This is a genomic window from Fischerella muscicola PCC 7414 (assembly GCF_000317205.1).
Classification (GTDB): Bacteria; Cyanobacteriota; Cyanobacteriia; order Cyanobacteriales; family Nostocaceae; genus Fischerella; species Fischerella muscicola.
Map to the genome: position 1 here is coordinate 1 of NZ_AJLK01000125.1, position 13,208 is coordinate 13,208.

Genomic DNA, 13,208 nt, shown 5'->3' on the forward strand with positions numbered 1-13,208 from the left:
ACACATCTCCAGAAATTAATTATGCGTTACCCAAAATCCTTGTACCAGACGTGCCATGGCACGTCTGGTACACTATTTGTCGGAGAAGTCTAATGTACAGACGCCAGGAACATCGCGTCTGTACCCACTAACAAACAACCAGCAACTAACAACCAACACCTATTCCAACACAGGTGCTTTCCACCAATTGTCGTACTGTACCAGTGTATGAACTTGCCAATTAGGATCTGATTGGGGATAGTCTAGGCGATAGTGTCCCCCTCTGCTTTCTTTTCTAAAAGCAGCACTGGTGAGGATTAAATAAGCTACATCCAATAAATTGCGAGTTTCTGCCCATAGTCTTAATTGTTGTTCTACATCTGGCAATTGGAAACTAACGCTTTGTTTGGGGGGTAAACAAAGTAAAAATTGGCTTAGTTGTAAATCAGCAAAATCTTGCTGCCAAGATTTTACGGTGGCGATCGCTATTTCTAATCCTGACTGTTCTCGACAGATACCAGCGTGTTGCCAGACTAAACGGGGAATTTTTTGGCGTAAATCTTCTAGATATGTTTGTTGTTTATGCCAATTATCTACATCTGTAACAAATTCTCGCACTGTTGGGAGTGGTTCTTCACTCATCAATTCGTTCTTTAGTTCTAGATGGGCCATCTGGGCGCCAAAAACAATACATTCTAATAAAGAATTACTAGCCAGGCGATTAGCACCATGTACCCCCGTACTTGCAGTTTCCCCCACAGCGTATAAACCGGGAATATTGGTGCGATTCATCATATCTGTGAGAATACCACCCATCCAGTAATGGGCAGCAGGGGCAACGGGAATTGGTTGAGAAAAAACATCAATACCCCAGCGTTGACAAACATTAATGATGTTAGGGAAACGGTGACGAATTTTGTCAGCAGGGATAGGGCGCATATCTAACCACACGTGGGCGGTGGCGGGGTCAGCAGTAGTTTTTTGTAAATGACTAAAAATTGCCCGACTGACGATATCTCTGGGGGCGAGTTCACCAGCAGGATGATAATCAAAGGCAAAACGCCGCCCTTCATTATCTATTAAATGCGCCCCTTCACCGCGTACAGCTTCACTAATTAAAAAGCGTTCTGCCCCTGGTTTTGTCAAAGCGGTAGGGTGGAATTGGACAAATTCTAAATCTCTGAGAATTGCCCCAGCACGAGCTGCGATCGCGACTCCATCTCCGGTACTCACGGCGGGGTTGGTGGTTTGAGCAAATACCTGACCGCCACCACCTGTTGCTAGTACAACTGCACCAGCTTTTACCCAGGTGATTTCACCTTGATAAAACAAGCTAATTCCTTGACAGGTTTGCGTTTGAGGATCTATCCACAAACTCAATGCCAAAGCTTGCTGAATAACTTGAATATTTTTCCGTTTCAGTACTTGAGCAGTGAGAGTGGTGATGACTTCTCTACCTGTAGTATCAGCAGCGTGAAGAACCCTGTGTTTAGAGTGAGCTGCTTCTAAAGTTAGAGCTAAATGACTGCCGTGACGGTCAAAAGCAACACCAAGCTCTACCAGAGATTTAATACAGTTTGGGGCGTGTTCGGCGAGGAATTCGACTGCGGGGCGATCGCATAAACCCGCACCCGCTTTGATTGTATCGTCAATGTGCAACCGTGGTGAATCATCAGGAGCGATCGCAGCAGCAATACCACCCTGCGCCCAATCACTAGCAGACAAGGTTAAAGTTTCTTTCGTAATCAGACCAACTCGTAAGGACTGTGGTAAACAAAGCGCCGTATACAGTCCAGCTGCACCAGCGCCGACTACTAAAACATCAAATTGGTTAAAAATATCTATCTGCACCAAGGTAGGGGGAGTGGGGGAGTGGGGGAGTGCGGGGAGTGTGAGGAGTGTGGGGAGTGTGGGGAGTGTGGGAGAAATCTTTATCCGTGTCTTCCTTGTCCTCCTTGTCTTCCTTGTCTCCCTTGTCTCCCTTGTTCTCCCTTGTGTCTTCTATTTACCTATAAGCTTAACTAGCCCAATTCCGCTAAAATACAGCCCTAGTACGGCTCCCGCAAGGAGAGTTTGGGTAAGGGGATCTGTAGAAGGCGTAATAACGGCCCCTAGAACTACTGCACCTAAAATTACATAACGCCAGCCAGAAAGCATTTGTTTTGACGAGACAATTCCTAAACTACCGAGTAAAAGTTGGATAATCGGTACTTGGAATGCTAACCCCGTACTGAATAGTAACAACAGGACAAATTCAAAATATTTGTCAATTGACCATAGTTGTTCTACAACATCTGCACCGTAGCTAATAAAGAATTTTAAAGCAGCTGGAATCAGTAGGAAATAAGCAAATACTAAACCTACTGCAAACAGCACAGTTGAGCCTAAAACTATGGGAGCTAATAAGCGGCGTTCTCGGCGAGTTAAGCCTGGCAGCACAAACTGGACGATTTGGTACAGTATGAAGGGACTAGCAAGGAGCAAACCACTATAGCCTGCTACTTTCAGAGATACAAAAAAGTATTCTCCGGGTGCAAGCTGGAGAAATTTTACTCCTTGAGCTGGCACTTCCAACAACTGAACTATAGGCTTGACAGCAAAAAAGCAGCCAACCACACCTACTGCTACAGCAATCAGCGCATAAAAAATCCGCAGTCGTAACTCCTCTAGATGCTCAAAAAGGGTCATTTCGACCTCTCCTGGCAATTCATCTAAAGGATCGATTTCTTTTTGCTCGTTGGTTTCTAAATCAACATCGGGAGCAGTCGGAGCAGTTACAGTGTTTGCGTCTTGTGAAGGCGTCATGAGTCAGCTAGCGAGCATCATTTGTTAACTATTTTATCTGGGGTCGCAGCTACCCGGATCTCGGACTTCTCGTAGAAGTTGAGAATTTATATCATGCTCACTCATATACTTATGCTGTCGCGTAGGCTGGTAATTGGTAATGGGTAATGGGTAATGGGTAATTGGTAATGGGAAAATCTCTTCCCGAATGCCCGATGCCCAATACCCAATAACGAAGGATTACATCTAACTAAAAATTTCCACCTAATAGATATTCCAATTCTTTCTTTAACGCTTTAATATCTGCAACTCTTGCTACTAGTAAGTTATCTCTGCCAGCATCAATTAAACGTGCTTTCCAATAACGAATACTATCGGAATTCTGCATCCAAAAATTAATGACTGTACTTACAACTTCATCTTTATCCCAATTCCATTTTTGTGGTACTGGCTCCACAGATTCTAGCAGTGCATCTAATGTACATGTATGCGTTGCTATATATTCCACACCTTGATGTTGTGGTTTCTGCAAAGTTTCTTGTTGGTGATTAAAAAACTGTAAAACTTGAGATACTCCAACAATATCAAAAGTGTATTTCATTGCTGTTAACCCAATATGAAACTTTTTAAACTATGTATATCTACAAATTGGTTGAAAATGTATCTGAGAAAAGTGTTATTGCGCTCTATATCAGAGGTATTAAAATGCTCAATTAATTAGCACTTTCCTATTTTGAGTGCTAAAGCTTATCCATCAAAAAATTAGCAGTGAGGTGCATGGAGTGCTAAAGTTTATAAGAGTATTTTTCTTAAAATATGAAAAATTTCGAGTATTTGAAAAGGGGTAAATATTATTTTTAATAATTTTTTAAATTCGTCATTAAATATAGTTCTTCCCTTTCCCCTTTCCCCTTTCCCCTTCGCCCCTAATCCCCACTCCTTTGGGGGAATCAGGGACAAGGGGAGCCAGTGCGCCCTTGGAGGTTCCGGTTCCCGAGGACTGAAGCCGGAGGTTTCCTCCGGCTATGGAAGTCCGTTCCGTTGTAGCACCTGGCGTGGACAAGCCAGACAAGGGTGACAAGGGAGACACAGAGAAAAACTAATAACTAATGACCAATGCCCAATTCCCGATCTCTGATCCCCGATCCCTATTTTCAAGACAGGTGGACATAATTAAACGTAAAATGCTTTTGCCCTTCTGCCTCTTTGAAGCTTTGAGGTTCCCTCCGGACGCTGCTTTGTAGACGCTAACGCTATGCGCCTACAAACTTCTCTGTGCCATCTGCCTTCTGCGGGGCCCCCACAAATTCGCGATTCGGAGAGCGAATTTGTGGGGAACCCCTTCTGCCCTCAGATCAAACCAATAACATTCGCTAAAATCACTAAGACAACAGTTAACTATCGGATATATTTGGACTGTTGTTGAATAAGTTTGCTAGCTGAGGTAAAACAATATGAATCCTCAACCTGAAGAAGACTTGCAGCAACGTCTCCGCCGACTGGAGGCAGAAATTGATTCCTCTTCTGGGAAAAAAACTAAGTCACAGCAAATTGAGCAATCGTCTCAGTCTGGTTTTTCAAGTGCCAATTCGCAACTACAGCAATTGTCGAATTGGTTTAATACCCTATCTGGGACTGGAAAGGTAGTTGTTGTGAGTGTGGGTGTTTTATTAGGCTTTGCGGTGGTGCAAGCAGTGTTTAAATTTGTTGCTTCTGCAATTAGTTTGGCACTCTTGGCAGGACTAGTTTACTTTGGATACAAATTTATTGTGTCTAGTAGTTCGCGACGCAACCAATAGTATATTTTGACACGCCTGGAGTGGCATATATATAAAAGTTCAAGGGAAATATTGCAATGGCAACCCCAATTGTGAGGAGAAGTAATGATCAATCTAGTTCCAGTCAGTCTAATCAACCAGGAAAGCCCAAAGCACTGCCTCTAGCTACTAGGCGTGTAGCGGCTTGGGCGACGGAAATGACGCTACTAGTGATCAGTGGCTTAGTTCCTTTTAGCCTTGGTGCATATCTTAACACTAGAACTGATCTGAACCGAGAACCACTAAACCCTGTATTGATTGTAACAGAAAGAGAAATCGCTCGTCCCCTAGCTCTACCTGTAAGCTACGGCACTCGTAATGTAGCATGGCCAACAAATTTTTTGTGGACAGTAGCTATACTAGCGCCTCTGACACTTTCTGGTTGGCAATTGCTTTTACTAGCAAAAACAGGTAGCACCCTGCCAAAGCGCTGGTTTGGTGTTCGGGTTGTCAATTCTCAAGGCAAACCTCCTGGTTTGGGGGCTGTTTTGCTGCGAGAAGGTGCTGGGCGTTGGACATTGAGTTTGTCTGTAGCTTATATGCTCTGGCGTAACAGTCCAACTTTTCCTAACTTAGGTGTTTTCACTTTCCTGTCTGGTTTAATAATGCTCTTAGAAGCGAGGGGCTTACCATTACGACAAAGGCGCGCAATCCACGACATTATTGCAGGTACTTACACCATAGACGCGAATCAACCGTTTACACCTTCGCAGCTACAGGATAAAAAACAGACGCAGTGGACAGAAGCAGCAGACGAAGACGCAGCCATTGCCTCAGTTGTCATAACACCATCAGAAACCACTCAACCACCTGCTCATCCGTGGGAATGGTTGCGGCGTAATCCAAGTATCACCCTGCTAGCGATCGCACTGTTGAGTATGGCTGGTGTATTGACAACTCTAGTAGGTACTCAAGTATACATTCAAACTCAGCAGAATCGCCGAGTGTCAGAGCAGCGTAACAGCCAACAGTTCCTAGCTCTGGTCAAACAATTGAGTCCTAACTCTGGCGTCAGCAATGAAGAGCGCCGTAGTGCAATTCTGGCAATGGGTACTCTTAATGACCCACAAGCGACCAAATATCTTGTAGAACTGTTGGCTAAAGAAACTGACCCCAGTCAACTCGAAACAATACAGCAGGCTCTGACAAATATTGGTCTGTCGGCTATTCCTGATTTAAAACGCATGAATCAGTCCTTGGCTGAGGATTTGGAATCAACCAGCAACCCATCTCCAGAGCGGGAATTGCGACAGAAGCGGTTGCAGAGCAATCAGCAGGCAATCAATAAGATTATTGCGGTTAATAGCGCTAAAGTTAATGACCTCGACCTCAGCCGCACTCAATTATTCCAAAATGGTGCAGCAGATAGCCCTATATTTAACTTGGCACTAGATAAAGTTGATTTATCAGGAATCAATTTTAAAGGAGCGAATCTATCCTTTGCTAGTTTGAGGGGTAGTAGCTTCCGGGGAGTAGGTGAGGATGGACGCTGGGATACTTTCGATGATTCGATTGCAGATTTGAGCAACGCTCAATTCAAACAAGCTGATCTGCGCGATACAAATCTCAGTCGTGTCTTGATGGTGCGTACAGATTTCAGCCGCGCTAACCTTAGAAAAGCAAACTTAACCAACGCACGTCTAGTTAGTGCCAACTTAAGCAGCGCCCAGTTAATGGGAGCCGATGTACGTGGTGCTGTTTTAGAAAATGCTAGCCTCACCGGGGCAGATTTGAGCGAAGCTATTTTTAACGACGCTGATTTATATGCTGCTCGTTTGGGTCGCGTCATTGCGATCGGTACACAATTACCCTTCGCCAACTTAAGTAAAACCGACTGGCAAGCAGCAGATTTATCAGGAGCAAATTTACAGCGTGCGGATCTAAGCAATGCCAATCTCAGCGCAACTCGCTTGACAAATACTAATTTTCGCTCTGCTAACCTGACGGGTGTTAACTTCCGCAACGCTGATTTGAGTCTTGCAGATTTACGCGGCGCAAATCTCACAGAAGCTGATTTTCAAGGTGCTATTCTCTTCCCTGCTAAACAAGATCCAGCCGATCAATTTGTGCAAACTCCATCAACAGGTTCACAATCTGCTGTAGTCAAAGGAGTGGATTTTAGCCAAGCAAAAAATTTAGATACCAAGCAATTGGCTTACATTTGTACTCAAGGTGGTATTCATCCGCGTTGTCCGTAAGATGGGGAGTGTGGGAAGTGAGTGTGAGGGGTGTGAGGAGTGGAGGAAGAACCGCTAACTACTAATTTACAGACGCGATGTTCCTCGCGTTTCTACCCACTAACCACCAACAACCAACAAAATCAGTGTGAGGAGAGTCGGCAAATGAAGCGTCTTAAATATTTAATATCTGTGCTTTTGGCTAGTTCATTTTTGAGTTTGAGCCAATTTAGTCAACCTGCTCATGCTCAAGCAGCTTATGGTAGTTACGTTGGTGTTGGGCCTGCCATTGGTTTTGCAGATGGGGCTGAAATTGGTGGGGTTGTAGCCTTCCGTTACAAACTTTTGGAAACACCAGTTTCTTTTCGCGCTCAAGCTTTTTTGGCTAATAACATAGCGATTGTACCAACTGTTTCCTATGATTTTCCCCTTAACTGGCAAACTGATGCTTATATAGGAGCTGGGCTAATTTTTGCTGGTGGTGATACGCCTTCACCTGTTGGTAATAAAATTAGCTTTGCCTTGCAGCCGGGTATTGATTATGTTGTACCTAATAGTAATACTGTGCTTTTTGGTAATGCCATTATTGGTTTTGATGCTTTGCGTGATGGCGGTACAACTTTCTCTTTACAAGGTGGTGTGGGTTTGAGATTTTGATTTGCTTGGTGTCTTTGTGACTTGGTGGTGAATAAATGATTTTTGAACCACTAAGACACCAAGACACTAAGGTTTATTTGGCGATCGCAAAATCATTTCTAAAAGCGTCCCCTTTGTCAAAACTACAAAATTTTTGTCAAAATCGGGAAATAAGGACGTAGTTGATGGTTGGTTGTTGATTGTTGGTTGGCGGTTAGTAGTTAGTGGGTAGAGACGCGATGTTCCTCGCGTCTGTACATTAGTAGTTAGTGAATTCTTTAAACTACTTACTCCTCACACCCCTCAACTCCACACACTCCCCCCACCTCCCAACCTCCCCATCTCCCCACCTTTCTCTGTGTCTGTGAAATGATAGGATTGACAAAATTATGTTCAGAAATTTGGGATGGGTATCAAACGATAATTTTGCTCCCAATAATTCGCGATCGCCACAAAACAACCCAAAAACTGATGAACAACTTCTTGATGCTTATTCCCAGGCTGTCATCAATGTAGTGGAAAAAGTTAGTCCTACGGTTGTTAATATTGATGTGAAAAAATGGCTGACGGGACGTAGCCGCAATTATCAACCCTTCACACAAGAAGTACGTGGTAATGGTTCTGGATTTATCTTCACTCAGGATGGCTACATTCTCACTAACAGTCATGTCATACACGGTGCATCGAAAATCCAGGTGACACTGTCTGATGGTCGCAGTTACGATGCGGAAATTATTGGTGATGATCCTGATACAGATTTGGCTGTGATTAGAATTTATGCGCCAAATTTAGTAGCTGCACGTTTTGGTGATTCTCAAGCATTGAAAGTCGGCCAGTTGGCGATCGCGATCGGTCATCCCTACGGTTTCCAGACTACAGTTACAACTGGAGTGATTAGCGCACTAGGACGTTCTTTCCAATCCCGGTCTGGTAAGCTGATTGAAAATATTATCCAAACTGATGCTGCTTTAAACCCTGGTAATTCAGGCGGGCCATTAGTTACGTCCCACGCTGAAGTTATTGGTATAAATACTGCTATTGTGATGGCAGCACAAGGAATTTGTTTTGCCGTACCTATTAACACAGCCAAAATGGTCATCCCGACTTTAATGAGGTATGGTCAAGTACGGCGTGGTTACATTGGTATTGGTGGACAAAATGTGCAAATTTCTCGCCGGATCATGCTATTTAACGAATTAGCTGTGGATACTGGCATTTTCGTTATGCATGTTGAACCCAACAGTCCGGCTAAAAAAGCTGGTTTGCTGCAAGGGGATGTGATTGTTGGTTTTAATAATTCACCACTGCGTGGTATCGAAGACTTGCAGAAGTTTTTAACACCAGAACGTGTGGGAGTGCGATCGCAACTCACTGTTTTGCGTAACAATCGCAAGCTAGTAATAGATATCGTTCCAGAAGAATCAACGAGAGGCTAAGCAGCTAGTCAAAAGAGGACGCATGTAGCGTCCTCCAAACACTAGATAAGCCTACTGCTCAACTACCAACAAAGTCTTAAATTCCAGCCCCATCCAGAAACTCTTGAATAGCCTTATCTCTGAGATTACAAGACAGACCATCTTGTAATTTTTCACCCTCTTTGTTAACGGGCAATTGATTTACAAAAACCAGAGTTTTGGTGTCAGATTGATTTTGCTGTAGGCTTTGTATTTGTTGTTCTAACAATTCAATTCGGTCTACTAAAGCGCGAATTACTTCTGCTTCCGAGTCTGGTAAGTTATTGTGTTCCAATGGGGCGACTCGCACTCCAGAACGATAAATAATGCGACCGGGTATACCCACAACAGTGCAATTAGAAGGTACATCCCTCAAAACAACTGACCCAGCACCAATACGAACGTTGTTACCAATTTGGATATTACCTAATACTTTTGCACCTGCACCAACTACAACATTTTCACCCAAAGTCGGGTGGCGTTTACCGCTTTCTTTACCAGTACCACCCAAAGTGACGCCTTGATAAATCAGCGCATAATCTCCCACAATCGCTGTTTCGCCAATCACTACCCCCATGCCATGATCAATAAATACACTTTTACCAATCACAGCACCGGGGTGAATTTCGATTCCGGTTAAAAACCGAGCAAGATGGGAGATCAAGCGGGGGATAAAGGGAATACCAACATGATGCAGCCAATGAGCCAGCCGATGAAATAGCAAAGCTTGTAAACCAGGGTAGCAAAACAATACTTCCAACCAGTTACGGGCAGCTGGGTCACGTTCAAATATAATGCGAAAATCAGCAAGGAGTGTAGACAGCACGCTCAATGTACCCTCTGTTTTGCCAAACAAGCTACACTCTATCTTAATATTTGTTGGTTGTTGTTTGTTAGTGGTTGGTTGTTGGTTGTTGGTAGTTGGTTGTTGGTGGTTGGTTGCTGGTTGGTGGTTGTTGGTTGTTGGTTGTTGGTTGTTGGTTGTTGGTTGTTGGTTGTTGGTTGTTGGTGGTTGGTTGTTGGTTGTTGGTTGTTGGTTGTTAGTGGTTTTTTGTCATTTGTCATTTGTTACTATTTATTCTCCCCACACTCCTCACACTCCCAGACGCTTCAAACAGCGCGTCTCTACATTACTCCTCACACTCCCCACACTCCTCACACTCCCCACACTCCTCACACTCCCCACACTCCCCAATCCCTACTCCTCTACAGAAAGCGTATAGTTCTTTTTTACCTGAGAGTTAAAGGTTGCTACCCAAACTTTATAAGTTCCTGCTTTCCAGTCTTTGTCGTCGATACTGGCATCTTTACTGTTACCTGTATCATCACCACAGCGAATAGTGTTATTGTCTGGCCCTTGAATAAGTAGAGTGGTATCGTAGCCGCCACTGTTGACGATTATTTTCAGATGGGGAAAGTTTTTTTTCAAAATTAAGATGTGATCTGGAGTCGGGTCGGCAAAGCCAATACAGGCATTTTTGTGGCGATCGCGATTGCTAATTGCTGATAGAGAATAAGAACCACCAGTATAACCTGTTACTGTCCCTTGTGCTGATTCAAAGTTGGGTGATAAAGTAATTTTACCAAAATTAGAAGTATCTGCTGATACAAGTTTGGGAGTTAGAAATGTCAGTGTAGCTAAAATCCAACCCCCTGTTAAGAGAAGTCGGGGGCAACATTTATCCATAGAAGCCCTCCAACACAGAAATTATAGTTATATTGTATGCATAATGGTAACAACAATCACCTTGTAGTCATTTCGGTGCTGTGCCACATTGGAAGGTGACACAAGGGAAGGGAAGGGGGAAGGGGGACAAGGAGGACAAGGGGAAAAGCTAATGACTAATGACCAATGACCAATGACAATTGACAAATGACAATTGACTATTTACCTATTTGAAAGAACACGCCACTTTTGAATATTCCTGTGTCGCTACCGTAACTACTAATGGTGAGCGATCGCAAGTTCTCAAAGATGGGTTTTGCGAGTATTTCTGCTAGTTTGAGAATTGGGAATTGACTTTGTAATATTTCTCGGCTTTTTGCCCAATCTAGATACACGTAACCTTGGTTTGGTTGGGGAATGGCAGCAATACTATTTTTAAATTGGCGATCGCTAATTAAGGAATAGTTCTTAGTATTGAGAACTTCATTCATTGTTTCAAGGTTAGAAGCAAAAATTTCGTAATTTCCTTGGCTAATATGCACTCCGGAAACTTTCGCTTCTATTGTGTATTTTTCTCGCTGTTGAGGATCGGCTACTTTTGTGGCTTTTAATTGTGTCCAAGCTGAGATTTTTTGTTTGTCTATATCAAAAGTATTTACTGACAATCCCTTTGAGGATGCGATTTCATCTAAACGAGCAATTCCTGCTGGTGTGGTTTCAGTTTTTTCAACTACAAACACAAAATCGGGATTTGCTTGTCCTGGACGGGGTAATAATCCAATAGCGTATTCTCCCTGTACCCAGCTAAAAATATCTTCTTTTAAGTTGATGTCTGAATCTGCTTGCACATCTACCACAGGTTTGATTAAGCCAGAAACCACATCTTTTTCTGAACCGGATATGGCAACTTTGATTTGTTCCCAGACTTGAGTTAAATTGCTGTTCGGTAAACTACTTAAATTTTTGCCAGCGATGGCTAAACCTGCTGAGGTAGGAATATATTGTAATGCTCCTACAGGCTGAGATAATGGCTCTAGAGGTGGTGCTGTTTCGGCTTGTGCTAGTAAGCTAGTTTCTGCTAGTAATCCTTTGTTGGTTAGGACTACAGATACTATTTCGCTGTCATAAGTTGCTGGTTCTGGCAGTTTTAAACCTTGCCATTGGGCGATATTAGGAAGATTGAGAAACGCTACGGCTAAAGCACCTTTGGGTATTTGTTTGACAGCTTGCTGGTATTGGCTAGAGGTAGTTATATTGAGGTCAGGAGCCTGGACGTTATTAATTGCTTCTCTTAGTACTTTGGGATCGTTGGCAAACAGGACAAAATCATTACCAACAGCAGCACCAGCCAAAGAAGTTTGGATTTTGGATTTTGGATCTAGTTGTGGAGAGTCAAAAATCAACTTGATGCCTTCGTATTGTTCTGTAGTTAAGTTTGACCCAGCGATCGCTCGTTTGGAAAATAACAAATCCACAAATTCACGGCTTTTCTCGGGGTTTTTGGTTGCTAGTGCCATTAGATATCCCGGCTGCTGTCCGTTACTAGGATCGCGATCGATGTCTTGGGTTGTGACAGCTAAGGTAATTTCATTCTCCAGCCAAGGTTGAATGTCTTGTTTATAATCTATGCTAGTATTGGCTAATAAGCTGGTTTTAAGTTTGGATAGTTCTCCCTCACGTTCCAATGCTTGTAATTTATCGGGATTTACCAGGATTGATATCATCACTGGTGCTTGTTGAGATACAAAAATTGCCGCACCAGGCTGTTGTGTAGTTCCACTGATTCCCACAAGTGAATTTGCACCGGATAAGTTACTACAACCAGAGATAGTGATAAATAGCAGCATCATCAAAATAGCTGCTAGAGAACGAAAGAATAAGCCTTGTTTCATAAATTGCCTATTTTCAGGGACTTCCAGAAATTAAATTATTCCATTTAGAAAATGAAGATGATTGATAGACTCTTTCTCCCCCTGCTCCCCTGCTCCCCCTAGTGATGGGATATTTATTTACTTGGAAGTCCCTTAGAACGGGTTTCCTTTTTCTTTTCTTTGTCGTTGCAATGCTTCTTGGTACCACTCTAATTCATCCAAAAATTGACCGACTCTCTTCGTCAAAGCTGCTTCGCGTGAAGTCCCTGCTTCATCCAAAGATTCCCCAATTTTGGAGATGGCAAAAATGCTTGAAATAGTAGGCATTCCCATCTCTGACAGAAAAGCGCGTAACTGTATGGCTGCCCGCACTCCTCCAAAGCCACTAACTGAGTAGGAAACAATACCCGCCGGACGGAAAAAGTATTCTTCTAGATAGTGATCCATGAGATTGCTCAACCCTGGCTGAATGGAATGGTTATACTCTCCCGCAACAACTACAAAACCGTCTGCTGTTCGGATATACTCTGCCCATTCTTCCATCTTTGCTGGAGCCTGACCTTGCTCATACTCTTTATACATCCGGTCTAAGATGCTAAAGTCATACTCCTGAGCATCCACAAAAATCACCTCATGGTTTCTTTGCTGGAGCTGATTAATCATGAATCTGGCTGCTTTAATTCCCTGGCGATTGCTCCTGTAGGAACCATAAAATACTACTGTTTTAAAGCTCATGATGAGTGATTTTTAACAACTAAATAATTCCAAGTAGCCGCAAGTCGAATTTACCATATACTGGCTGTCAGATGTGTAGTACAAAAAGG

General features: G+C 43.2%; 12 protein-coding genes. 4 read left to right on the plus strand and 8 right to left on the minus strand.

All coding sequences use genetic code 11. From position 1 onward, the window contains the following. Positions 1-159: 159 nt before the first annotated feature. The 3 genes from nadB to UYI_RS0120000 all read right to left on the minus strand — a co-directional run bounded on the left by nadB (position 160) and on the right by UYI_RS0120000 (position 3,364). Positions 160-1,833, minus strand: a complete 1,674-nt coding sequence (gene nadB, locus UYI_RS0119990) for an L-aspartate oxidase (RefSeq protein ID WP_026086069.1) — start codon at positions 1,831-1,833, stop codon at positions 160-162. A gap of 147 nt (positions 1,834-1,980) precedes the next feature. Continuing rightward, the gene (tatC, locus tag UYI_RS0119995) at positions 1,981-2,784 is read right to left on the minus strand and encodes a twin-arginine translocase subunit TatC (protein ID WP_016868454.1); all 804 of its coding nucleotides are present in this window, start codon (positions 2,782-2,784) and stop codon (positions 1,981-1,983) included. A 229-nt stretch (positions 2,785-3,013) separates the two neighbouring features. After that, complete coding sequence (locus UYI_RS0120000; RefSeq protein ID WP_016868455.1) at positions 3,014-3,364, minus strand: hypothetical protein; 351 nt, start codon at positions 3,362-3,364, stop codon at positions 3,014-3,016. Positions 3,365-4,217: 853 nt separating this feature from the next. Here UYI_RS0120000 and UYI_RS0120010 point away from each other — a divergent pair. The 4 genes from UYI_RS0120010 (at position 4,218) to UYI_RS0120025 (ending at position 8,829) form a co-directional block, all read left to right on the plus strand. Next, the gene (locus UYI_RS0120010) at positions 4,218-4,562 is read left to right on the plus strand and encodes a hypothetical protein (protein WP_016868456.1); all 345 of its coding nucleotides are present in this window, start codon (positions 4,218-4,220) and stop codon (positions 4,560-4,562) included. A gap of 56 nt (positions 4,563-4,618) precedes the next feature. After that, entirely contained in the window at positions 4,619-6,778 is a 2,160-nt protein-coding gene (locus tag UYI_RS0120015) for a pentapeptide repeat-containing protein (protein ID WP_016868457.1), read from the plus strand. A gap of 144 nt (positions 6,779-6,922) precedes the next feature. Beyond that, positions 6,923-7,414 (plus strand): hypothetical protein, encoded by a 492-nt coding sequence (locus UYI_RS0120020; RefSeq protein WP_016868458.1) that lies wholly within the window; start codon positions 6,923-6,925, stop codon positions 7,412-7,414. Between the two features lie 368 nt (positions 7,415-7,782). Further along, positions 7,783-8,829 (plus strand): S1C family serine protease, encoded by a 1,047-nt coding sequence (locus tag UYI_RS0120025; RefSeq protein WP_016868459.1) that lies wholly within the window; start codon positions 7,783-7,785, stop codon positions 8,827-8,829. A 76-nt stretch (positions 8,830-8,905) separates the two neighbouring features. Here UYI_RS0120025 and cysE read toward each other — a convergent pair whose 3' ends face one another. The 5 genes from cysE to UYI_RS0120050 all read right to left on the minus strand — a co-directional run bounded on the left by cysE (position 8,906) and on the right by UYI_RS0120050 (position 13,119). Beyond that, entirely contained in the window at positions 8,906-9,673 is a 768-nt protein-coding gene (gene cysE / locus UYI_RS0120030) for a serine O-acetyltransferase (protein ID WP_026086070.1), read from the minus strand. A gap of 38 nt (positions 9,674-9,711) precedes the next feature. Further along, positions 9,712-9,912, minus strand: coding sequence for a hypothetical protein (locus UYI_RS36985; RefSeq protein ID WP_016868461.1), 201 nt, complete (start codon positions 9,910-9,912; stop codon positions 9,712-9,714). A 133-nt stretch (positions 9,913-10,045) separates the two neighbouring features. Further along, complete coding sequence (locus tag UYI_RS0120040) at positions 10,046-10,534, minus strand: hypothetical protein (protein ID WP_016868462.1); 489 nt, start codon at positions 10,532-10,534, stop codon at positions 10,046-10,048. A 197-nt stretch (positions 10,535-10,731) separates the two neighbouring features. Continuing rightward, positions 10,732-12,405 carry a DUF3352 domain-containing protein gene (locus UYI_RS0120045; RefSeq protein WP_016868463.1) on the minus strand — a complete coding sequence of 558 codons (1,674 nt, stop codon included), beginning with the start codon at positions 12,403-12,405 and terminating at the stop codon, positions 10,732-10,734. A gap of 132 nt (positions 12,406-12,537) precedes the next feature. Beyond that, positions 12,538-13,119, minus strand: a complete 582-nt coding sequence (locus UYI_RS0120050; protein ID WP_016868464.1) for an NADPH-dependent FMN reductase — start codon at positions 13,117-13,119, stop codon at positions 12,538-12,540. Positions 13,120-13,208 lie beyond the last annotated feature (89 nt).

Coding starts and splice junctions, on each gene's coding strand:
- UYI_RS0120040 (WP_016868462.1), bottom strand. CDS start 10,534: ATGGATAAATGTTGCCCCCGACTTCTCTTAACAGGGGGTTGGATTTTA.
- UYI_RS0120050 (WP_016868464.1), bottom strand. CDS start 13,119: ATGAGCTTTAAAACAGTAGTATTTTATGGTTCCTACAGGAGCAATCGC.
- UYI_RS0120010 (WP_016868456.1), top strand. CDS start 4,218: ATGAATCCTCAACCTGAAGAAGACTTGCAGCAACGTCTCCGCCGACTG.
- tatC (WP_016868454.1), bottom strand. CDS start 2,784: ATGACGCCTTCACAAGACGCAAACACTGTAACTGCTCCGACTGCTCCC.
- UYI_RS36985 (WP_016868461.1), bottom strand. CDS start 9,912: ATGACAAATGACAAAAAACCACTAACAACCAACAACCAACAACCAACA.
- UYI_RS0120000 (WP_016868455.1), bottom strand. CDS start 3,364: ATGAAATACACTTTTGATATTGTTGGAGTATCTCAAGTTTTACAGTTT.
- UYI_RS0120015 (WP_016868457.1), top strand. CDS start 4,619: ATGGCAACCCCAATTGTGAGGAGAAGTAATGATCAATCTAGTTCCAGT.
- UYI_RS0120045 (WP_016868463.1), bottom strand. CDS start 12,405: ATGAAACAAGGCTTATTCTTTCGTTCTCTAGCAGCTATTTTGATGATG.
- UYI_RS0120020 (WP_016868458.1), top strand. CDS start 6,923: ATGAAGCGTCTTAAATATTTAATATCTGTGCTTTTGGCTAGTTCATTT.
- UYI_RS0120025 (WP_016868459.1), top strand. CDS start 7,783: ATGTTCAGAAATTTGGGATGGGTATCAAACGATAATTTTGCTCCCAAT.